17 protein-coding genes and 1 tRNA gene are annotated in these 22,887 nt (G+C 38.1%); 2 read left to right on the plus strand and 16 right to left on the minus strand.

What is annotated here, in order from left to right:
- Positions 1-48: 48 nt before the first annotated feature.
- Entirely contained in the window at positions 49-1,002 is a 954-nt protein-coding gene (locus tag H8S37_RS09580; RefSeq protein WP_186875844.1) for a sugar-binding transcriptional regulator, read from the plus strand.
- Between the two features lie 81 nt (positions 1,003-1,083).
- Here the strand turns inward: H8S37_RS09580 and H8S37_RS09585 are convergent, their stop codons facing one another.
- The 16 genes from H8S37_RS09585 to H8S37_RS09660 form a co-directional block, all read right to left on the minus strand.
- Positions 1,084-1,530 (minus strand): GNAT family N-acetyltransferase, encoded by a 447-nt coding sequence (locus H8S37_RS09585; protein WP_186875845.1) that lies wholly within the window; start codon positions 1,528-1,530, stop codon positions 1,084-1,086.
- Between the two features lie 23 nt (positions 1,531-1,553).
- Positions 1,554-1,799: a GIY-YIG nuclease family protein gene (locus H8S37_RS09590; protein ID WP_186875846.1), complete on the minus strand. Its 246-nt coding sequence runs from the start codon at positions 1,797-1,799 to the stop codon at positions 1,554-1,556.
- 333 nt (positions 1,800-2,132) lie between these two features.
- The gene (locus tag H8S37_RS09595; RefSeq protein WP_186875847.1) at positions 2,133-2,891 is read right to left on the minus strand and encodes a M23 family metallopeptidase; all 759 of its coding nucleotides are present in this window, start codon (positions 2,889-2,891) and stop codon (positions 2,133-2,135) included.
- 42 nt (positions 2,892-2,933) lie between these two features.
- Positions 2,934-3,920, minus strand: coding sequence for a SpoIID/LytB domain-containing protein (locus H8S37_RS09600; protein ID WP_186875848.1), 987 nt, complete (start codon positions 3,918-3,920; stop codon positions 2,934-2,936).
- Positions 3,921-3,979: 59 nt separating this feature from the next.
- Positions 3,980-4,753 (minus strand): RNA-binding protein, encoded by a 774-nt coding sequence (locus H8S37_RS09605; RefSeq protein WP_186875849.1) that lies wholly within the window; start codon positions 4,751-4,753, stop codon positions 3,980-3,982.
- A 33-nt stretch (positions 4,754-4,786) separates the two neighbouring features.
- The gene (locus tag H8S37_RS09610) at positions 4,787-7,261 is read right to left on the minus strand and encodes a glycogen/starch/alpha-glucan phosphorylase (protein ID WP_186875850.1); all 2,475 of its coding nucleotides are present in this window, start codon (positions 7,259-7,261) and stop codon (positions 4,787-4,789) included.
- A gap of 5 nt (positions 7,262-7,266) precedes the next feature.
- Entirely contained in the window at positions 7,267-10,422 is a 3,156-nt protein-coding gene (gene ileS, locus H8S37_RS09615; RefSeq protein WP_186875851.1) for an isoleucine--tRNA ligase, read from the minus strand.
- Between the two features lie 660 nt (positions 10,423-11,082).
- Complete coding sequence (locus tag H8S37_RS09620) at positions 11,083-12,471, minus strand: glutamate synthase-related protein (protein ID WP_186875852.1); 1,389 nt, start codon at positions 12,469-12,471, stop codon at positions 11,083-11,085.
- Between the two features lie 111 nt (positions 12,472-12,582).
- Positions 12,583-14,007, minus strand: a complete 1,425-nt coding sequence (locus H8S37_RS09625; RefSeq protein ID WP_186875853.1) for a D-alanyl-D-alanine carboxypeptidase family protein — start codon at positions 14,005-14,007, stop codon at positions 12,583-12,585.
- 166 nt (positions 14,008-14,173) lie between these two features.
- Positions 14,174-14,250: transfer RNA gene (locus H8S37_RS09630), tRNA-Arg, on the minus strand.
- A gap of 138 nt (positions 14,251-14,388) precedes the next feature.
- Complete coding sequence (locus H8S37_RS09635) at positions 14,389-15,159, minus strand: SGNH/GDSL hydrolase family protein (protein ID WP_186875854.1); 771 nt, start codon at positions 15,157-15,159, stop codon at positions 14,389-14,391.
- A gap of 3 nt (positions 15,160-15,162) precedes the next feature.
- On the minus strand, positions 15,163-17,103 hold the full coding sequence (locus H8S37_RS09640) for an ADP-ribosylglycohydrolase family protein (RefSeq protein ID WP_186875855.1): 1,941 nt from the start codon (positions 17,101-17,103) through the stop codon (positions 15,163-15,165).
- Positions 17,084-18,814 (minus strand): hypothetical protein, encoded by a 1,731-nt coding sequence (locus H8S37_RS09645; RefSeq protein ID WP_186875856.1) that lies wholly within the window; start codon positions 18,812-18,814, stop codon positions 17,084-17,086. The genes H8S37_RS09640 and H8S37_RS09645 overlap by 20 nt, the downstream gene beginning before the upstream one ends.
- Positions 18,815-18,865: 51 nt before the next feature.
- Positions 18,866-19,705, minus strand: coding sequence for a carbohydrate ABC transporter permease (locus H8S37_RS09650; protein WP_186875857.1), 840 nt, complete (start codon positions 19,703-19,705; stop codon positions 18,866-18,868).
- 1 nt (position 19,706) lies between these two features.
- The gene (locus tag H8S37_RS09655) at positions 19,707-20,585 is read right to left on the minus strand and encodes a carbohydrate ABC transporter permease (protein ID WP_186875858.1); all 879 of its coding nucleotides are present in this window, start codon (positions 20,583-20,585) and stop codon (positions 19,707-19,709) included.
- A 55-nt stretch (positions 20,586-20,640) separates the two neighbouring features.
- On the minus strand, positions 20,641-21,975 hold the full coding sequence (locus H8S37_RS09660) for an ABC transporter substrate-binding protein (protein WP_186875859.1): 1,335 nt from the start codon (positions 21,973-21,975) through the stop codon (positions 20,641-20,643).
- Positions 21,976-22,137: 162 nt separating this feature from the next.
- Here H8S37_RS09660 and H8S37_RS09665 point away from each other — a divergent pair, with 162 nt between their 5' ends.
- A complete protein-coding gene (locus tag H8S37_RS09665; RefSeq protein WP_186875860.1) occupies positions 22,138-22,884 on the plus strand; it encodes a response regulator transcription factor in 747 nt (248 codons plus the stop codon).
- The last annotated feature ends 3 nt before the right edge of the window (positions 22,885-22,887 follow it).

Genomic DNA, 22,887 nt, shown 5'->3' on the forward strand with positions numbered 1-22,887 from the left:
ATAAAATAAAAGTTAATATATTAATAAATTGAGTCGGAAGTGTTTAAAATGTCATTTGAAAATTTATCGCCGGATACCATAAACGAATATAGACGTGCTGCGTATTACTACTATAAAAATCATCTAACACAAGAAGAAATCGCAAAGCGAATGAATATGTCACGGCAAAGAGTAAATCGAATCCTTTCAGCATGTATTAAAAACGGGATTGTAAAAATAAGTATTGAAGGAATAGAAAGCTGCAACCTGAACTTAGAGTCAGAGCTCGAAAAAAAATATGGACTTAAAGAAGTCTATGTTATCGAGAATGAAAATAAAGAAGAATTAAACCACAATCTTGGAATTCAAGGTGTTCATTATCTGCGCAAAAATATAAAATCTAACGATATTATTGGTGTTGCCCGTGGACACGCGGTATCGGCGGTAGTAGATAATATGCCGTATATTACTACATTAGACAATATTATTGTAACGCAGTTGACCGGAAGTATTAAAGAAAAAAATTCAAAACTGGGAGTTGACAAGTTAGTATATCAATTAGCTGACAAGCTACAGGCAAGAGAAGAATTATTGTATTTTCCACTTATTGTGGGATCTGCTAAGTTAAAACATGCATTTATGCAGGATGCGGTATGTAAAAATACTTATTCAATCATGCGAAATTCTAATATTGCGATTGTAGGGATAGGTGTTGCTCAGAAACAATGGAAACATATGGTGAATTTATATGATAAGGAAGATTTTTCTCATAAACAGTGGGCTGACTCAGTAGTAGGCGAGGTGTGCACACATTTTTATGACCGTAATGGAAATATGGTAGAACCTCCCTTTAGAGACAGAATGTTGACTCTTTCTTTGGAAGATTACAAAAATATACCAATACGCCTTGGAATAGCCGGCGGTTTAGAAAAATACAATGCCATTAAAGGCGCTGTTTTAGGCAAATATATTAATGTACTCATAACAGAAAAAAGTGTAGCTGAAAAATTACTAGAAGATTAAATATCTATAAATAAATGATCGGGCTGAAACTTTATTTAGAATAGCTTTCAGCCCTTATTTTATATCGCATACGTGATAATATCATATTTTCATCTCAAGATACACCATATCTACAAGCTGCACCCCTCCGTCATACACAGGATGATAATAGTTATCTAGAAAAAAGTTTTTAATCGAATATCCAGAACGTTTAAAACCACATTTTTCATAAAAAGGAATCGTTGAAGGGCTGTCGCCTGTCCCTGCCCGCAAAGTATGAAAATGTCCCCTATAAGTATCTTTTATATATTCAATAAGCTGTTTTCCATAGCCTTTTCTCTGGCTGTCTGGTCTGACCGCTAAATTTTTAATTTCTAAAATCCCGTTTCCTTCATCTGTTACAACACAAACCGCTATGACATCTTTCTCAGACAATATATACATTCTTCCCCTGTCTAAATATCTGTCAATCATACTTTCCTGCTCATCTCCAAGCAATAGTAGATTAAGATACTGTTTTTTGTTATCAACAATCTCTGTAATTTCCATAATTTTTATACTTTACCTTTGCTCTATATTTCTTTTTCCAGCAGCTTTTCTTTTTCCTTCCTCCCCATTTTTTTGATAACGTACTCACGTCTCATCGCCTCTTCTTTTGTCTGAAATTCCTCATAATATGCAAGCACAACAGGGCGCCTGGATTTCGTATATTTCGCTCCTTTTCCTTCATTATGATCCCGGATGCGTTTTTCAAGATTATTCGTCCAACCCGTATAAAGACTTCCATCTTTACATTTTACAATATATGTATAATTCATTTTCTGCCTCGCTTTATAAAACCAAAAACTTCTGCAAAATATTTTGTTCCCATAACTTCACTCCTCACACAATCTTTTTTTGCTAATTAAATATGCGATAAAACAACGCAGGAACAAACGACGGTTACAAAATATTAACGGCATAAAATCCTCTCTTCCTGTTTTATTTAATCTATTATATCATAAAATTGTAATTTTAGGCACAGATTAGGTTGTTCCGACGCGTCTCCTGCTGTACAGGTATCAAAAAAGAACCTCTATCTTGCCGCGGCTTAATAGGGGTTCTTCGTCATTTCTCAGTCTGACGGCAGGTTTTATCCCTGTCGTGTTTTTTTACATAAAATCCAAAGGATTTACCGGTGTTCCGTCTTTTGTTATCTCAAAATACAGATTCGGTCCCTCTACAGAATAATATTTCGTCGGTTCACTTAAAGTCCCGATAAACTCCCCTGTACCGACATAGTCTCCGACTGCTAATGAGACATCACTTAGCTGTCCATAAATAGCAGAATAACCGTTTCCCATATCCAGTGTTACAGTTGTTCCAGTCTGCGCAGTTTCTTCGATATTTGTCACAATTCCCGCAGCGGAGGCAGAAATCGTCTCGCCTACCTCACCGCCGATTATCAATGCCGGATTGTATTTGTACTGTTCCAGTGTCGAGAAAAATACAGTTTGATCCATACTATAATTAATCAATACAGCTCCGCTTGCAGGCCATGCAAGTACACTTTCCTCTGAAAACCAAAGATTCGATGTATCTCCTGTTGTCTCTACACCAGTACCCTCCCCCTGGTTTTCCTCTGTCTGCTGTTCTTGTGTACTATCTGTCTTATCTTCCTCTTCTGTCTGTATAGATGTATTACTGTCTGCTTCTGGAAGGACAATCTCATTTGTTGTTGTCTCTTTACTTTTCTCTTCTGTAAGCTTTTCTGCCTGTTTTTCAGCCTTTGCTACCTGTTCGTCAATCTGTTTTTCATAATTGTTGAATGTAAATGCCCCAACCATTGCAATCACTGCAACAAAACAGATTACAATACCAACGGCGGCACCTTTGCTTCTGAAAAAAGAAGGCTTTTCGTTTTTATTCATTATCATCACCTCTGGCATTATTTTTGCCAGAAAAGTAATGGGTTATTCTACTTTTGCAAATATTTCTCCTACATCCGTCAAATTTGTCCCTTCAAAAAAATATTGAAGAATTTCTTCATAGTTTTTTCCCTCTTTTGCCAGTTCATTTGCCATCCATTGGCTCATACCCAATCCATGTCCTTTCCCTGTCGTTGTCACTTTAAGTTTTCCGTCACTGTCTTTTAAAGAAAACGCGCTGGACGGAAGCGAAAGGGCGTCTCTGAACTGATCGCCTGTGCATACTGTCTCCCCTATCCGCAAGTTTAATACGTAGCCTGCTGTATCATATGACTGAATTTCAAAGTCTCCAAATTCGTATCCTTTTTTAGCCGTCTCTTCTTCCTCGGCAACTAAAAAATCCTTGCATTTCTCCTGAATTTCCTTGTACTCAAAGGTATGTACCTGCATCTCATCCTCCGCCTCTTTATCCTGTGAACATTCTTTTACTAAAAGATACGGATACTCCTCACTTCCCAAAACCTCCTGAGCGCTCCTTGTTGAGCCATTGCTGGACTGGTGAAAAGGAGTCCATGCATAAGTGTCATTATAATACAAGACTTGGTTGCCTGTTTCTGTAATTGCTTTTGAATACTTCTCATAATATTTTTTGTATTCTTTTGAATTCCACTTTTTTTCCAGCTCTTCTGCTGTAAGATAGGATTCTGTCATTACTGCCTCCTCTGCCCCGTCTATTGTCTTATACAATGCTGTCCTTGCCAGGACTGCCTGCGCTTTCAATGCCTCCTCCTCATAATTTTCCGGCATCTCCTTTGCCAGTACGCCGAGGAAATATTCGCTCCAGGGAACTTCTTTTATTTCTTCCTCATTCCCTGCCTGTGTCTTTACCTGGACATATATTCTGTCTGCCTTATTCTCTGCTTTAATATCTGCTCCATTTACAAATACAGAAATCACATAGGGCAGTAAAATAAGAATTAAGATAAAAGCTCCTACTGCTTTTAATTTCTGTCTTATATACCGTTGTCCCATAAAAACAGCCCTCCATATTCTAATATATGAAGGGCTGTGCTTATTTATGAATACAATTTTTATTCTTGTTTTTCTGTCTTTTTCCCATCATCAGACTGTACATGTTCCGCCTCTGGTACAGGCGGTACCGGTGGTACGGGCGGCAGTGGTGTCACCGGAGGTACTTGAGGTTCCTCTTTGGGCTCCATTCCCGGATTATAGTCTTTATCCCTCATAACAAAGAAACAGATCGATTCATATAAAGGAACTGTGGCACTAAGCACCGCATGGACAATAGACATATTCTTAGAAGTAAACCTCGTCAGAATCTGGTGATTTACAAGTATAACAAGTACTTTATAAACTGCTTCGTAGAGTATACTTACCAGCACCAGCACAATCAGCCAGACGATCAATCCTAGAATGGAACTCACCCCAAAGGATGCTGCACTTCCCATGTTGCCGCCCGAATAGCTCGCCAGGCTCATAAATGCATTTATTCCCATAATTCCAATCAGAATAATATAGAAAACCATTCCTACAGCTCCATAGATAAAAGGCAATGCCAGAAGCCAGATTCCGGGATTCTTGATTGTTTTATTTTTCAGTCCAATTCTTCCTGCAAGCTCTCCCTGAAGATAAACCCGGGCAAATGGAATAAACGCAAGCCACGGGTAATCCATTTTTTGCCTCTTTGCCATCGTATATACCCCGATTGCCTTGAATATATAACTGATAAGATAAAATACCAGACACACGACAAGGATTATCAAGTAGATGGATAAGATTCCAATAATAGCTGATTCTGATGATCCTGACGGTACATCATAACTATATTCATAACTGTAGCTCATAAGCTGCGCCTCCTTCTTATATCCATCATCAGACTATTCAGGCTGCCCTGACGGAACATATACTTTCTTCAGTTTCCAAATATCTGTTACATATTCCTCTATTGTTCTGTCAGAACTGAATTTTCCGCTGCACGCCGTATTGAGAATTGCCATCTTAGACCATCTTTGCTCATCTCTGTACGCCTCCTCAACTCGTTTGTGTGCCTCTGCGTATGGCCGGAAATCCTTCAAAATAAAATACATATCCGGACGAGCTGTGCACTGCGTATTTAGTAGAGAATTATACAGATTCTTATACATATTGTGATCTCCATTTGCATACGTACCGTCCATCAACTGATCGATCACCCTCTTCAATTCCCAATCATTGAAGTAAATATCCAACGGATTATAGCCCCCCTGGTTCTCATAATTGATAACCTCCTGAGAACTTAAACCAAAGATAAATGCGTTTTCTTCCCCTACTTCCTGCACAATCTCTACGTTAGCCCCATCCATTGTCCCAAGCGTAGGCGCTCCATTCAGCATAAATTTCATATTTCCTGTGCCGGATGCCTCTTTGGACGCGGTAGAAATCTGTTCACTGACGTCCGCAGCAGCAAAAAGTAATTCCGCGTTTGATACACGGTAATCCTCAATAAAGACTACTTTCAGCTTGCCATTGATACTTCTGTCGTTGTTTACTACATCTGCAACAGAATTAATAAGCTTGATCGTCTCCTTCGCACGCTGGTACCCTGCTGCCGCTTTTGCTCCGAAAATAAAAGTCCGTGGATAGAAAGACATCTCTGGATGCTCTTTTATCTGATTATACAGATACATAATATGCAGGATATTCAAAAACTGGCGTTTATATTCATGGAGGCGTTTTACCTGCACATCAAAAATAGATCGAGGATCTAATTCTATTCCATTGTGTTTTTTAATATATTCTGCTAAACGTACTTTATTCTTATGCTTAATCTGCATAAATTCCCGACGGGCCTGCTCATCATTGACAAGCGGCTTTAAATTCGCTATCTTAGACAAATCTGTAAGCCATCCGTCTCCGATTCTGTCGGTAATCCAGCCTGCAAGCAAAGGATTTCCATGTGCAAGGAACCGTCTCTGCGTAATTCCATTTGTCTTATTGTTGAACTTCTGCGGGAACATCTCATAGAAGTCCTTTAATTCCTGGTTTTTCAAAATTTCCGTATGAAGCTTTGCCACGCCGTTTACGGAAAATCCGGAAATAATTGCCATATTTGCCATTCTCACCTGGCCGTCCATCAAAATTGCCATTTTCTTAACCTTCTCTTCATTTCCAGGATATTTCTCTCTTACCTGGATTAAGAACCGGCGGTCAATCTCCTGCACAATCTGATAAATACGCGGCAGAAGGCGGGAAAATAAATCAATCGGCCATTTTTCAAGTGCTTCTGCCATAATTGTATGGTTGGTGTATGCACATGTCTTGGACATAACCTCCCACGCTTCTTCCCAGTTTAATCCTTCTTCGTCAATCAGAAGCCGCATCAGTTCCGGAACTGCTACAGTTGGATGTGTATCATTCATCTGAATAACTACTTTCTCATGCAGTTTCCGAATATCATTGTGCTTCTTTTTGTATTTTGCAATCATCGCCTGGAGACTTGCAGAAATAAAGAAATACTGCTGTTTCAGGCGAAGCTCCTTACCTGAGTAATGATTGTCATTTGGATAAAGTACATCTACAATCAGTTTTGCCAGGTTTTCCTGTTCCACTGCTTTGTGATAATTTCCTCTGTCAAATTCATCCAGCTGGAAATCTGTAATTGCCTTTGCGTCCCATACACGCAGTGTATTCACTACATGGTTTCCATATCCGACAATCGGCATGTCATATGGTATCGCCAGCACAGACTCATAATTTTCCTGAATAAAGATGTCTTTTCCTGTTTCCGGATCCTTCTCAAACCGAATGTTTCCGCCAAAGCGTACTTCCTTTGCGTATTCTTCTCTGCGCAGCTCAAATGGATTTCCTTCCTTGAGCCAGTTGTCCGGCACTTCTACCTGGTATCCGTTTTCAATTTTCTGCTTAAACATACCATAACGGTAACGGATTCCACATCCATATGCCGGATAATTCAATGTAGAAAGAGAATCCAGAAAACATGCGGCGAGACGTCCCAAGCCGCCGTTTCCAAGAGCCGGATCCGGCTCCTCATCTTCAATCGCATTTAAATCAATGTTCATCTCTTTAAGCGCTTCTTTTACTTCGCTGTATGCAGTCATATTAATCAGGTTATTTCCAAGAGCGCGTCCCATTAAGAATTCCATCGACATATAATAAACCGTCTTGGCGTCCGCCTCATCATACGCCTTCTGAGACGCCAGCCAGTCATCAATAATTACTTCTTTTACCGCATAAGACACCGCCTGGAAAATCTGCTGCGGCGTTGCCTCATCTATTGTTTTGCGGTAAAGTGTCTTTACATTGTCCCGAACCTCCGCTTTAAATGTTTCCTTCTCAAATCTTTTACTATACATATATATTACATACCTTCTTTCTCAACACCCATTGTGACAGCTTCCCCATTTATCTTCCATTCTTTTACATAACCGGACGGCTGTCCCTTTAAAACACTTTCTGCCAATACTTCACTGCTGATAACTTCGCTGTATTTTTCAAAAATTGTCTCGGCTTTCTGGCTTCCTTCATAAGTCAGGCAGATTCTATCCATTACTTCAAAGTCTGCTTCTTTGCGCATTGTCTGAACTTTACTGATAATTTCTCTTACAAATCCTTCCTCTAAGAGCTCTTCTGTCAGATTTGTATCCAGAACAACTGTAATTCCGTTATCATTTTCTGAAACATAGCCTTCGATCTGCGCTGTATCAATCAACAGATCTTCTTTAAACAATGTAATTTCCTGTCCATTCACATCCAGTTTCAACGCGCCTGTCTCATTTAATTCATCCATCGCCGCATTTCCGTCTAATGCATCAAGGGCTGCTTTGATTCCACCTAACATTTTACCATATTTGGGGCCAACTGTCTTTAACTGTGGTTTAAAGGTATAGGAAGTAAATTCTCTTACATCCTCTGTAAATTTTATTTTCTTTACATTCAGTTCATCTGTCACAATATCCTGATAAAACCCGGGAAGCGAAAAACCTGCTTTCACAAACATCTGTCCGATTGGCTGCCGGTTTTTAATATTAGATGTGTTTCTGCATGCACGCCCCATTACAACCAATTTCAGGACATTTTCCATATTTGCTTCCAGCTCTGTATCAATATATCTTTCTTCTGGTACAGGGAAATCACACAGATGAATACTTTCTGGAGCCGTTTTGTCAATACTGCGTACAAGATTCTGATAAATTTCTTCTGTCATAAACGGAATCATAGGAGCCGCTGCTTTGGAAACTGTGACAAGCGCAGTATATAAGGTCATATATGCGTTAATTTTATCCTGCTCCATTCCTTTCGCCCAGAACCGTTCACGGCTTCTTCTTACATACCAGTTACTCATATCGTCCACAAAATCCTGAAGCGCCCTTGCAGATTCTGGAATCCTATAATTTGCAAGATTGTCATCTACTGTACGAATCAGCGTATTTAACTTAGACAAAAGCCATTTGTCCATAACAGACAGCTTCTCATACTCTAGTGTATATTTTGCAGCGTCAAACTCATCTATATTCGCGTATAATACAAAAAATGCATACGTATTCCATAGCGTCCCCATAAATTTGCGCTGTCCTTCCGTCACTGCTTTACCATGAAAGCGATTTGGAAGCCACGGAGCACTGTTGACATAGAAATACCAGCGGATCGCGTCGGCGCCATATGTCTTTAAAGCGTCAAATGGATCTACCGCATTTCCTTTTGATTTACTCATCTTCTGTCCATTCTCATCCTGTACATGTCCTAAGACAATTACGTTTTTATACGGTGCTTTATTAAACAGAAGTGTAGAAATCGCCAGAAGCGAATAGAACCACCCTCTAGTCTGATCTACCGCTTCAGATATAAAGTCTGCCGGGAACTGCTGTTTAAATATCTCTTCATTTTCAAATGGATAATGGTGCTGTGCAAAAGGCATAGAACCACTGTCAAACCAGCAGTCAATTACTTCCGGTACTCGGTGCATCTCCTTTCCACATTCTGGGCAGGTGATTGTCACGTCATCTATATACGGACGGTGCAGCTCTATATCCTCCGGGCAGTTTTTAGACATTTCCTTTAACTCTGCAATGCTGCCTACAGAATGCATATGTCCGCACTCACATTCCCAGATATTTAAAGGAGTCCCCCAGTAACGGTTTCTGCTGATTCCCCAGTCCTGTACATTCTCCAGCCAATCTCCAAAACGTCCTTTTCCGATACTTTCCGGGATCCAGTTAATCGTATTGTTGTTTGCGATCAGATCGTCTTTTACTGCCGTCATCTTGATAAACCAGGATTCGCGTGCATAGTAGATAAGCGGTGTGTCACATCTCCAGCAGTGTGGGTAACTATGTTCAAATTTCGGAGCGTCCAGGAGCAGTCCTCTCTCCTCCAAATCTTTTAATACCATTGGATCTGCTTTTTTTACAAATACACCAGCAAACGGGGTTGTCTCTCCCATATTTCCTTTTTCATCTACAAGCTGTACAAAAGGAAGCCCATATTTTCTTCCCACGTTGGCATCGTCTTCACCAAATGCCGGAGCAATATGGACGATACCTGTTCCGTCTGTCATGGTAACATACGTATCACATACAACATAGAAAGCTTTTTTGTTCTGTTTCTGAGCGCTGTCGGCAGCACATTGATAAAGCGGTTCGTATTCTTTATACTCCAGATCCGTTCCTACATAAGTTTCCAGCACTTCATATGCCGGCGTTCCTTCCTCAGCCAATTTTCCAAGCACCTTGTCTGCAAGCGCCTGTGCAATATAGTAGACTTTCTCATCTACCGCTTTCACCTTCAAATAAGTCTCTGTCGGATGCACACACAACGCTAAGTTGGACGGCAGTGTCCAAGGAGTTGTAGTCCATGCAAGGATATATGCATCCTCATTTTTTACCTTGAATCTTACGATTGCCGAACGCTCTTTTACATCTTTGTATCCCTGCGCTACCTCCTGTGCGGAAAGCGGAGTTCCACAACGCGGACAATAGGGCACGATTTTAAATCCCTTGTAGAGAAGTTTCTTATCCCAAATCTGCTTTAATGCCCACCACTCTGACTCGATAAAGTTATTATCATACGTGACATAAGGATGATCCATATCCGCCCAAAATCCGACTGTACTAGAAAAATCCTCCCACATTCCCTTGTATTTCCAGACACTCTCTTTACATTTGTCGATAAATGGTTCCAGACCATATTCTTCAATCTGATCTTTTCCGTCCAATCCCAGAAGCTTTTCTACTTCCAGCTCTACCGGCAGACCGTGTGTATCCCATCCTGCCTTCCTCGGTACCATATTTCCTTTCATTGTACGATACCGAGGAATCATATCCTTAATTACACGGGTAAGTACATGGCCAATATGCGGTTTTCCGTTTGCTGTCGGAGGGCCGTCATAGAATGTATATTCTGGACAGCCTTCTCTTTCCTCCATGCTTTTCTGGAAAATCTGGTTGTCTGCCCAAAATTTTTCAACTTCTTTTTCTCTTTCTACAAAATTCATGTCCGTGGAAACTTTCTTATACATCTTTTCTCTTTCCTTTCTATTATAATATTAAAACTATGTGGGTATACCCATTTTCACTTGTGCGCTGTGTGCATACCCGGAGGGTTCTATTGTATCGGGAATGAAGTTTCCTAATACAAAAAGAGCTTTCGTCCTGTAATAGGACGAAAGCTTTATACTTACGTTTCACCACCTGTTACAACATACTTAAACCTTATAGTTCGTATATGTGTTCCTGATAACGCTGGAACCTGCGTCAGTCTCTACTCCTTAATTTTGTAACAGTTCAGCCATACAGTGTGCGGAAAGCATAAAACATGCCTGCATGTTTTTGCGAGCGTACATCTGTATGAGCTAAACGCCCATCAATGAGTAAAACGGTGGCGGCAGCCACGATAAGCACGCAGTGCGGTTTTACGAATGGTGCGGGCTGAACTGTTACTTAATTTTTACTATTCTCCATATGGAATATAGATCTTGTTTCAAGAACTACAGCTCAAAAGTGATGTTCGTAAAATATCCTACTGATACCGGGCTTGCACCCTCCCCGGCTCGCTTAGATGTTCAGATATAATCTACTGTCTTTGTCACAGCCTTTTCTTTATACTTATACAGAGTTATTATAAGTAGAACCCCTAAAATAGTCAAGAGTTTCTAGATAATCTTTCGGATAATCTTCTCTTATGCATGAGGGATATTTGTATATTCGCTGATTTCTCTATTAATCGTACATAGATCTTCTACTGACAGATCATGCAGATTTTCATGCCCTGTAATTCTGGCGAACATTTTTAATTCTTCCAGAGAAACACGCAGGAAATTTGCCACTCTAGCTGCCGCCGCATCCTCATGCAGACGTGCCCTTAATTCTTTATCCTGTGTCGCAATACCCATAGGACACATACCTGTCCCACAGATTTTATACTGCTGACACGCCATTGCAATCAATGCTGAGGAAGCAACCGCTATGGCATCCGCCCCCATTGCAAGCGCCTTAGCAAAATCAGCAGATACCCGCAATCCTCCTGTAATAATCAAACTGATATCTGACTGGATGCTGTCCAAATATTTCCTCGCACGATACAGAGCATAAATCGTCGGAACACTCGAACTGTCTCTTAAAAATTTCGGAGAGGAACCGGTAGCCCCTCCTCTTCCGTCTATCGTAATAAAATCTGGCTCGGCATACACGCAAAAAGCTAAATCTCTCTCAATCCTTCCTGCTGCAATTTTCACCCCTACAGGTCTTCCTTCCGAAGCGTACTTCAACTGGCTGATTAAGTTCTTTAAATCCTCCTTTGTTTCTATCCCCGGAAATCTGGACGGAGCGATGATATCTTTCCCTATTGGCTTATTCCTGACTTCACTGATTTCTCTCGTTACTTTCTCTCCCGGAAGGTGTCCTCCCATTCCTGGTTTTGTCCCCTGCCCGATTTTAATTTCAATAGCATCTGCATTCCGTATATTTTCTGGGGTTACACTATACAAATTCCCAACATATTCAAAAATATATTTATCTGCTGCTTCCATTTCTTCCGGCAGAATTCCGCCTTCTCCGGAACACATAGCACTGTGTGCCAAAGCAGAACCCCTTGCAAGAGATATTTTTGCTTCTCTTGAAAGTGCGCCAAAAGACATATGGGAAATATACACTGGATTTTCTAAGACAAGCGGTTTACGCGCATGTCTCCCAATTACCGTCTCTGTCCGTACCTGCGCTGTTTCTTCTAATGGCATAGGATCTAGCTGTGCCCCTAATATAAGAATATCGTCCCAACCTGGCATAGGCATTTCTGTTCCCATAGCAGCGGAAATGCTTTTCCCTGTCACAGCAATTTCATGTATTTCCTTCATATATCTACAGCTTTCGTCCTGCCTTACAAACTCTTTTGGGTACTCTAATTTTACTTCCTTTTTTTCTTTTATCTCTTCGTTTCTTTCCTCCTCATAAACGGTAAACTTTTCTGTCGGCTGATGACAGACTGGACATTCCTTTAAATCTGAAAACGGTCTTCTCTCCTGTTCCTCATCATAGATATAACCGCAAACACTACACCTGTACCTTTTCATACTCTCTTCCTCCTTGCGAATCAATCAGAAACCGTATAACACAGCTACTTACTTTTATTCTAGCATAGAGGGCATGAAGTTACTACTTACTTGTTTGGTTTGCTGTACATTCTAGTGTTTTCTGTATTTATTTCTTCTGTGTCTTTTCTTTCTTCTTTTTACCTGCCTATATTTTACTATCAATATCCATACGATACATAATACTACAACCGCAATACCCACACTGACTGCTATCCTAGCAATGCTGGACGATTTCGTTTTCTTAGATGTATTCTCCTTTTCCTCCTTCTGAGCAATCTTTATATTTTTATTCTCTTCTTTCTGACTTTCCACATATTTCTTCGTCAAAATTACACTTGCGCTCCCAACATTTTGTCCATGATACGTATAGGCAGCTATTCCCTCTCTTGTTTCTTCATCTAAAAGAGTAATCTCTTGTTCTAATTCAGAGAAAGTCACCCCATTTGGCACTGTTACATATGCCTCTCCAGAAAAGGATTCTATTTCTTCAGAGCCTGCTGTGCTTATCTGGTTGTTTAAAGATATTCTATTAAAGTTCTCAAAAGCATAATCCATCACTGCACGGGTATCATCGTAGGCTGTCGCACCATAATCATATAACACGACCGCTGCCAGACGCATTGTTCCATTGTCTGCCATTGTTACAAGTGTCGTTTTTGCCTGATCTGTATATCCGGTTTTTCCCCCAGTACAATATGCATAGTAATAGTAGTTCTCCGGCCAGAGCATTTTGTGATTCTGATAGACGATTCTTTCCTCATTCATCAGATTGGTGGGAGAAATCGTATAGGACAATGTTCCCATAACATTTTGAAATTCTTCTTGTTTATAAACTTCGGACGCTATCAGAGCCATATCGTGTGCCGTTGTATAATGTTCTTCATCATGCAGTCCATTCGCATTCACCCAGTGAGAACCTGTACATCCAAGCTCCACTGCACGCTCATTCATTTCTTGTATAAAGGCAGAATACCCTCCGCCCATCTTCTGTCCAATATTTTCCGCTACAGCGTAGGAAACCTCATTTGCAGACGCCAGAAGAACTCCGTATAGCGCCTCATCCAATGTAAGAATTTCTCCTGGCGTCATTCCTATGCTGGCATCCCCGTACTCCAGAAAGGAAACACTCTCTTCTGAAAAAGTAATCGTATCTGACAATTCTCCGTTTTCAAGCGCTACCAGTGTGGTAAGCAGTTTTGTAATGCTTGCAGGGTAGTGTCTCTCATCTATTTTCTTTCCATATAAAATAGCTTTGCTGTCCATATCCATAACAATTACAGAAGCCCCGTACACATTCGGTCCCTGCGGCCATTTCTCAAATGCATTTGTGTCTGGCACTACTTCGTAGGATTCTTGTTTTTCCTTCTCCTCTGCCGCCTGTTTTTCTTCTTCTGTCATTTCTGTTTCGGATAGAGTATCCGTCAAAGCATCTTCTGCCACTACCTTCCATGACGGCTGCAGTATAAGCACAATAGCCAATATCATAAGTAAAATCTGTTTTTCTGATTTTCTCATTCTTTAACCTCCACAGCAATAAGCTGCCTTCTCGGTAAATACTTTGAAAATATTTTATCACTAAATAAGAAAAAAATACAGTTCAAGAATATCTATCTAAAAGTCTAATCAAAAAATGAAAAAACGCCGGAAATCTTGAAAAATCAACATTTCCGACGGAATCTTCTGGCGTCGCTAAGAGGATTTGAACCTCCGGCCTACCGCTTAGGAGGCGGTCGCTCTATCCAGCTGAGCTATAGCGACATTTCAAAATTGTCAAATTATAACAACTACCTTTTTTATGCCAGTTATCTTTTTAAAGGCACTTATTGACACATTTAACAATATAACACAATTATTTAAATTTCTCAATATCTTTCCTTATAAGTTTTCCATATTTTATTATCTGCCAAAGGTATTTTTCCTGGCATTATCAGAAAAATATTCGTTAAAATTAATTGTATTTTTCAAAGTCTCTGTCATTTTATCATATCCAAATACATTCGGATGTAATCCTTCTAAACTTAATTCTTTACACATAGAATGTCCATCTTTGTTTAAAAAAAGTGGATAATAATCTACAAAAAAAGTGTTGTACTTTTTTGACAATTTCTCTAATCCTTGATTGTACATCCAAATATATTTTTGCCTGTCCTTTTCATGATTTGTCCATTCCATACAAGTAGGTAATAAAGAACAAAGTGCTATGGATAACTGTTCTTTTGCTGAAATAGTAAGTATTTTCTCCATATTCAGCAAAGCCTCCTGAAGAACATTTTCTAAGCTTTTTCCTGTTTCTTGTTTCCAATAATCAAATTCTAAATCCCAAGAATCATTAATTCCTGCCATTATAACCACAATTTTAGGTTTTAATTGTACGGCGTCTGCACGAAACCGATGGAGGAGGGACACTGTCCTGTCTCCTCCGATTCCACGATTTAGTATCCGAAGTGGATAATCCTGAAAATATGCCGATAATTCCCACATTTGTATAATTGAGTCTCCGATAAATACTATATCTACTTTACAATTTTTTTGTACAATAATCTGATTTTTACAATCAAATTCCATTCTTCTTTCATCTGCTCTCATAATCTGTGAAAGATATCCCGGCTTAATCAATGGTTGATATTGCACTTTTTTATTTTGTATTATTTCTTTTGGATTACTCATTTTTTATCTTTCCCATATAAATTTATTTCTGTAAATTCCCATAACCGGCATTCCATGATTTTTTTCACATACAGTACTCATTCCCCCGATTGTAAAATGTGCCGCTTCCGGTATATCGTCCGCCTGGAGTTTTATTAAAATTTGGTTCCAGCCTTTTAAGAGCTTTGTTACTTTATAATTTGATAAGTCTCCTAAGGCACCTCCATTTCCAAGATTCGCCCGTAATGCAGTTTTTTGTATTGTAGTGTGGAGTAATTCTCCATTTAAATACAATTTCATAAACCCATTATTAGGTACTCCTAATACAACCTCTTTATCCTCACAAGAATAGATATGATGCAGAGCATAAATAATTCCTTTCTCTTTAAAGCGTGTATTTAACTCTAAATTATTTCCCGAATTCCATTGTTCTGTAAATCCAGCAGGCGGAGCAATAAACCACGTTTCTTCATCTACGCCACAGTCATCTTCGAGCGTTTTTCCCTGATAAAATTCTGAAATCATCCATCGATTTCCACCTAACAGTATAATCGGAACAGCCGGAATAGCCGTCTCTTCCCTTATCTCTGTTCTCAACCATAAAATATTTGATTCTTTAATCTGCTGATAATCTGCCTGAATTTCATAACAAATTTCTGATTCTTCTTCCGCTTTTATCTGTATAATTTTTTTCTTTGCCTGTGGAGAACAAAAACCAACCGGCATTTCCAGAGAGACATGTATCGTTTTCTCAATTAAATGAGGATTTTCAAACTTTACATATACTTTTGAAGTACGATTTCCTAAAATTGCAGCGTCATTCTTATACCGTACTGTTATATTTATTGAACCATATGTATATGTAATACTATCTGCCGCATACTTATCTAAAAATGCTAACTTTGGAACAATTAATTTTACATTTTGGCTCATAGATCCATTATCCGAGAAGATCATTTCATTGCCCCAATATCGCATAACTTTTTCCGCTTCTTTACAAACTACTTCCGTCAATTCACGTATGTCTGTTGGCGCGGTCAGGTTCCTGATTCCACCTGTAGTCATATTTGTAGCAATTTCATAGCCTAAAGGTTTTATCCATTTTTCCGGCAGAGAAGATGCTCCGCCGATAATACCCAGTATTGCCCCCAGAGTTGCTGCCGTACAGTCTGTATCCCATCCACAGTTGACTGCCTTACAAATAGAATCGCCGAAGTCTTCTCCATAAAGCCATCCTATTGTCTGAAATCCAAGGTTTAATGGAGAATACTGAGCTACTGGGTGATAGAATGTCTCCACCAGGTCATTCCTGTTATCTTCATATTTCATTCCTGCATGATAATTATCTATACATCTTTTTACACATTGATATGTCAGACAAGAAGAAGGAATAGAAGATAATGCTGTATCCAGAAGAACAAATTTATCCCCATTTACAAAAGCACAAGATTCCAATACTGCATTAAAAATTTCCCCATAAACAGATTCTCCGCCTCCATGGTCTATAATTGCATCCTGGAATGCGTACCATGCCGCTAACTCCGGGCATCCCGGACTTATACATGCCCAAATTTCTGAACGGATTGGACTGCCCATACAATCTTGAAAGGAATTATTATGCCAGCCACATACAGGCGGCAGCAACCCTTTTTGCATATTTTCTTTACATAGTCCATATTCATCAAAGTTATAGGCTATACAGTCTCTCCATGCCTCTGCTAAATCGACAGAAGTAATTCCCGGTCCTTTTTTTTGCAGCTCCTGCAGCCAAATCAGCTGTAATTCCAGATCATCATTTGGAATTCCGCCTTCCGGAAGAAAAGGATACCAGTCTATATGAAACATTTGTTTGTCACCGAATTTTCCCTCAAGAGGTTCTCCCAATGTCCCTCCTGCATTCTTGCCCAGCCAGCATCCCATTACCTTATCACGAAAACAATTACGGTTAATTTCTATTCGAGTCATATTTTTTTCCTTCTTTTAACATTTTTTTCAACGCATTTATGTAGAATTCTACTCGTTCTGGATTTAACTGAGCATCAAAAGGATATTTCGATATAAATGAAGTTTGCAGAAGCCCTTCCTTATACGTTTCCATTTCATCTATTGTTTCATTTAAAAGCTGTGATGCTGTTTTTCTTTCTAATAAAATCTCTGTTTCATCTTTTTCAGTTACATATCTTCCAAAACAGTACCCTCGTGCCGTAAGTCTAAATCCACGTACATACCACCGCATAAATTCAAAATGTTCTTTCATCTTCTGATATGCAGTTTCCGTTAATCCCATATTTCCCGCTTCAACTAAATCCACCAATTTTTCACATGCTATATATGCGTCTTCTTTATCTGATACGATTTTCATAATATTATCAGGTGACATTTCCAGTGCATCTTTTTTCTCTGGATCCCATTCACTTAAACTATGATGTGTTCCGCCGATAAAAGTAAACTGCTCTGGCGTAAGATGCATACAACTATCGTTTGAAAATAAACAGCCATTTACAAAGTTTGTTTTTTCCACAATTGGCCATGTTGCATCCATAATTTCTTTTATTTGTTTTACACAGTTCTTCAATTCTCCTGGTGAAAGTTCGTCATTAATCAAATGTTCCCCCTGCAGCCAGCGCAAATAAATCTCTTCTTCACTGATATTTTCGTTATCTGCATATGCTGCTATTGCATATAAATTCACCATATTTAAATTATCGAAACAAGTCCAATCCTGTACACCTTCCCAGTCTGTTCGCGCCAAAAATCCACTTACTTTGTGTTCTTTTCCATATTTTAGTCTGCGTTTAATATCAGAAAGCATTGCGGATGGCTGTACTCCCCAGCCGAAAAACTGACCATTTACATCATATTCTGTAATTTGTGGATGTTCTCCCACTTTTCCCATCAATGGATTATCCGGAAAAGTCGGATAAAAATCATGCGGCGTATTTTTCAGTGATAAAACAATTTCTTCCGGCATTTCCATAAATGCTTTCTGAAATCTTTCCTGTTCTGCTTTCGTATAAATAAAATCACGTATAATTAATTTCTTACCAGCTTCTTTAAATGGTTTATATATTGCCATAATCATATTCTTATACCATTCTACCGGATCTAGATTACGACACCTTTCGCATCCGCATGCAAATGTATTACTAATAGCAAGTCTTGCCTCTCCTGTACCAATAGAGCAAATAATTCCAGCTAAATCCGGTAGTGCAAGAAATAATTCTTTATATTTATAAGGTAAAAATTCTTCATACCAGAAAGGATTACTCGGACATATGGTTCCATCTGCCTGCATAAGTTCTTTTTTATACTTCAAAACAAAATCCGAAAACCATAATTCTTTATTTTCAAAATAAATACTAACTCCAGCCTCTTTTGCTTCACGTATAACATGATTTATGTAATCTCTTCTGTTTAAATTCAAATTTTCCCGCAAGGCATGGTTTAATATAGGATGATCCACTTCCAAAAAAGCGTCATAATAACTTTTAGGCTCTCCGCTTCCTCCTAAAAACTTTGCGGGAAAAACTATTTTGTCTTCAATCCCCGGTTCATGAAATACCATTGCGTTCATATTATTACGTACCATAAAGTCTAAACGTCTTCTAATTTCATCCAGGTTCCATATCTGAGTAAAATCGTGAATTTCCATTGCCCGAAAAGTATAATTGTCCATTTATTCATTCTCCTTATGTAATATAATTTTTTTGTTATATAAATACTCAATTTACCCTTTTAATCCTGATGACGCAATTCCTTCTACAAAATATTTCTGTAAACAGAAAAACATAATCACCAATGGAAGAATCGAAACACATGCCATTGACATAATCTCATTCCAGTTCGTAGACGCTGCGACGTCCAGCCCCATACGTAATGCAAGGGAAAGCGGATATTTCGATACACTGTTAATGTAAATCAGAGGATTCATAAAATCATTCCATGTCCAGATTGTTTGAAAAATACAAATTGATATCATAGACGGCTTTAATATGGGAATCAGTATTCTTGTTAAAATCTGGAAGGAATTACAGCCGTCAATTTTAGCCGCTTCATCGAGTTCTTTTGGTATTCCTCTTAAAAATTGTACTTCCTGATAAATAAAAAACGGGTAACATGCAAATAATGCCGGCATCCAAAATGGCATATAACTGTCCAGCCATCCGAAATCTCGAAACAAAAGATACCTTGGGATAATAAGGACAGCATTCGGAACCATTAATGTTGATAACATAACTCCAAATAAAAGTTTATTTCCTTTAAAAGAAAATCTCGCAAATCCATATGCAACTACCGTACATGATATTACCGTAAACAATACTGTAGGCACTACTATTACAAATGTATTTATAAAAAAATCAGTAAAAGTATACTGTCCTGAAGAATCCCATCCTTTAATAAAACCAGACCAGTCGAAATGTTCCGGCAACAAATTAACTGCGAGATTTATCTCTTCATTCGTTTTAAATGAGGCAAAAAACATCCATACTAATGGATAGATCATACAAATACCAATTACTGTTATCAATATAAAGGAACACCAACGTATATATTTCTTCTTTTTCATCTTATTTTCCTCCTCCATCACTGTAAAATACCCAATATTTTGAAGTAAAGAAAATAAATCCGCTTAAACAGAGTAAAAATATAAATAGCAGCCATGATTCTGCGCTGGCGTACCCGAGATCTGATTTTACAAAAGCATCCTCATATATTTTTAACGCCATAATATTTGTTGACTTCAAAGGTCCGCCGCCTGTTACTACATATGCCGACGTATAATTTTGCAAGGCATTGATCGTCTGCATTACAATATTAAATAACATAACCGGACTTATTAATGGAAGCGTAACTTTAAAAAACACTTTCACTTTGCCTGCTCCGTCAATTTGGGCGGCTTCATATAAGTCTCTCGGTACCTGTTTTAGCGCTGCAAAGAATAAAACCATGGAAGAACCAAACTGCCATATATCAATTAATCCAATTGTAAACAATGCATATTTTGGATCTCCTAACCAGTTAATATCTGTTCCTATGAGATTATTAATAATACCGCTTTTCATGAACATGACACGCCATAAAGCAGAAATTGCCACGCTTCCGCCAAGTATGGAAGGAAGATAATACATTGTCCGGAAAATTCTTATTCCTTTAATTTTCATGCTTAATATCATCGCTACGATCAAAGCAAATATTAATTTTGCAGGGACTACCATTATGATATATTTTATCGTTACCCACATGGAATTAAATAAATCTACATCTTCTGTGAACATTCTTATGTAATTTTCTATCCCTATAAATTGATATTCCCCGCCTAATTTAATATCCGTCAAAGAATACCGAAAAGAATTCACTAACGGAATTAATTGAAACATTAAAAATCCTATAATCCATGGAAATATATACAGATATCCTTTTGCTTCTCCAAGTTTTTTTCTTTTCATATCTTCTCACTTTCCAGAGGGTTGACAGGAATATCAACCCTCCTTAGTCTTTTTATTATTTTTGTAAACGCTCTAATGTCTCTTCGAGAAGACCCATTGTATCATCTGTTATGCTTTCTACGTTTCCTTGGTTATAAGCAATCTTTTCTACCCCATCCTGAAGAATTTCAACCACTTCTGTCGGTGTATAAAGATTCTGATGAATTGTTCCTGTTTCTCCCGCTTTATCAATTGCTGATACTAACACTGGATCAACATAACCATTTTCTTCACAAATCTGCTGACCTTTTTCTGTAGCAGGAAGAGAACGACATGCCTTTAATGTATTAATTGCTGTCTCATCATTATAAAAATAATTCAAAAAATCTGCCGCTACTTCCGGATGCTCACATTTTGATGAAATAGCAAGCATCTGGGGCGGTACATATAAAATACCAGATTCTTTTGCATCTTCAAATTGCGGCATATCCAAAGCTTCAGCTGTATCCTGAAAATCATAATATCCATCAAATATATTAGATGTAGCACCATAAACTACTGCTAATTCGTGATTTATCCATTTGGGATTTGTATTTAATTTTAATGCATATGGAGCACTGTCTGCCGCTGGTTCTATTACATTATTTTCATACATATCATGGATCAATGTAAACGCTTTTAGAAGTTCCTCTTTTGTAAAATTCATCTCCATTGTATCTTTATTAATTAAGTCTTCCCCTGTAATCTGTGCCATAATAGAACCAAGAAGTTCTTTTCCAAGTGTTTCAATGTCAATATTAAATAGATAATATTCTTCATTCACTTCATGAAGTGTCTTTCCTGCCTCAATAAAATCCTCCCATGTTTTAATTGTTTCTGCATCAATACCGGCTTCATCAAACAGCGCTGTATTTGCCAGCCAGATTCCGCCATTAATTCCTGTTGGCAATGCAATCATCTTATCGTCATAATAAGAAAAGTTTTTAATAAACTCCTGATTAAAGTCTGATGTATCTAAAATATCTGCATAATCTTCCAAATTTACGAATACATCTCCAATAGCCATTAAATCCGAGACTGTATTTGCATTATATTGAATAATATCCGCAGCAGTTCCACCCGAAAGCTGTGTCGTTAATTTTTCAAAATAACCGTCATATCCACCATATTCTGCCTCAATCTTTACATTTGGATGTTCCTTTTCATATTGTTCAATTACATCCAAAGTAGCCTGATGTCTAACATCATCCCCCCACCACATAAAACGCAAAGTTACTTGTTCATCTGAACTTTCCGTATTTTGCCCATCCGTTTTGTTTCCCTTGTCTGCATTTCCACATCCACTAAATACTACTACTGATGAGATTGCCAAAATTACAGACATAAACAGTGACAAATATTTTTTCTTCATAAATCAGTTCCTCCTTCTTTTGATATTATTAAAGTAGCATACTCATATTTTTTCTCACAGATACGTTTCTTGACATTTATTCTGATATTATGATATGATTTTTTTATAAGTATCAATTATTAATATTTATACTCTTTTTATGTCATAAAGCGAGGAATTCATATGTTAAACTTAGTCATTGTTGAAGATGAGTTAAATATTCGTGAATGTCTTATTCATTTATTTCCTTGGGATTCTCTTGGTATAAAAGTGACTGCTAGTTTTTCCAATGGCCAGGATGCATATCATTATTTGTCTACAGAACATGTAGATATTCTTTTAACTGATATACGGCTTCCGAATATTTCTGGACTCGATTTAATTCGTATGCTACGCGAAGATAAAAATCCAGTGGAAATTATAATTCTCACAGGATATAAACATTTTGACTATGCCAGACAGGCAATTCGCTATCAAGTACGTGATTTTCTTCTAAAGCCAATCAAATATGAAGACCTCACTAAGTCTATATTGAATATTAAAGATATGCTGGAAAAAGAATCCGAGGATTTTCCCGAACCCACTAACAACGGCGACAATACTTATCATACAAAACTCATTACAATGGCCAAAGATTTCGTACAGAATAATTTAAGCAACGCTTCTTTGGAAACTACCGCTATATATGTCCACCTAAGTCCTGGATACTTTTCTAAATTGTTTCACAAAATAACTCAATTAACTTTTTCGGATTATTTAATTCAATGTAAAATGGAACGGGCTGCAGAATTGCTGAATGATATTCATTTTAAGACATACGAGATTTCTTTGATGGTTGGTTATGATAATCCTAAAAATTTTACTCGGGCGTTTAAACAATATTTTAATGTTACTCCAAGAGAATATAGAAATCATATTGTTAAAGAATAAGTA

This window comes from Mediterraneibacter hominis (assembly GCF_014287475.1).
GTDB lineage: Bacteria > Bacillota > Clostridia > Lachnospirales > Lachnospiraceae > Mediterraneibacter > Mediterraneibacter hominis.

Coding starts and splice junctions, on each gene's coding strand:
- H8S37_RS09600 (WP_186875848.1), bottom strand. CDS start 3,920: ATGGGACAACGGTATATAAGACAGAAATTAAAAGCAGTAGGAGCTTTT.
- H8S37_RS09610 (WP_186875850.1), bottom strand. CDS start 7,261: ATGTATAGTAAAAGATTTGAGAAGGAAACATTTAAAGCGGAGGTTCGG.
- H8S37_RS09625 (WP_186875853.1), bottom strand. CDS start 14,007: ATGAGAAAATCAGAAAAACAGATTTTACTTATGATATTGGCTATTGTG.
- H8S37_RS09665 (WP_186875860.1), top strand. CDS start 22,138: ATGTTAAACTTAGTCATTGTTGAAGATGAGTTAAATATTCGTGAATGT.
- ileS (WP_186875851.1), bottom strand. CDS start 10,422: ATGTATAAGAAAGTTTCCACGGACATGAATTTTGTAGAAAGAGAAAAA.
- H8S37_RS09585 (WP_186875845.1), bottom strand. CDS start 1,530: ATGGAAATTACAGAGATTGTTGATAACAAAAAACAGTATCTTAATCTA.
- H8S37_RS09635 (WP_186875854.1), bottom strand. CDS start 15,159: ATGAGTAATCCAAAAGAAATAATACAAAATAAAAAAGTGCAATATCAA.
- H8S37_RS09590 (WP_186875846.1), bottom strand. CDS start 1,799: ATGAATTATACATATATTGTAAAATGTAAAGATGGAAGTCTTTATACG.
- H8S37_RS09580 (WP_186875844.1), top strand. CDS start 49: ATGTCATTTGAAAATTTATCGCCGGATACCATAAACGAATATAGACGT.
- H8S37_RS09640 (WP_186875855.1), bottom strand. CDS start 17,103: ATGACTCGAATAGAAATTAACCGTAATTGTTTTCGTGATAAGGTAATG.
- H8S37_RS09595 (WP_186875847.1), bottom strand. CDS start 2,891: ATGAATAAAAACGAAAAGCCTTCTTTTTTCAGAAGCAAAGGTGCCGCC.
- H8S37_RS09660 (WP_186875859.1), bottom strand. CDS start 21,975: ATGAAGAAAAAATATTTGTCACTGTTTATGTCTGTAATTTTGGCAATC.
- H8S37_RS09645 (WP_186875856.1), bottom strand. CDS start 18,814: ATGGACAATTATACTTTTCGGGCAATGGAAATTCACGATTTTACTCAG.
- H8S37_RS09620 (WP_186875852.1), bottom strand. CDS start 12,471: ATGAAAAGGTACAGGTGTAGTGTTTGCGGTTATATCTATGATGAGGAA.
- H8S37_RS09650 (WP_186875857.1), bottom strand. CDS start 19,705: ATGAAAAAGAAGAAATATATACGTTGGTGTTCCTTTATATTGATAACA.
- H8S37_RS09605 (WP_186875849.1), bottom strand. CDS start 4,753: ATGAGCTACAGTTATGAATATAGTTATGATGTACCGTCAGGATCATCA.
- H8S37_RS09655 (WP_186875858.1), bottom strand. CDS start 20,585: ATGAAAAGAAAAAAACTTGGAGAAGCAAAAGGATATCTGTATATATTT.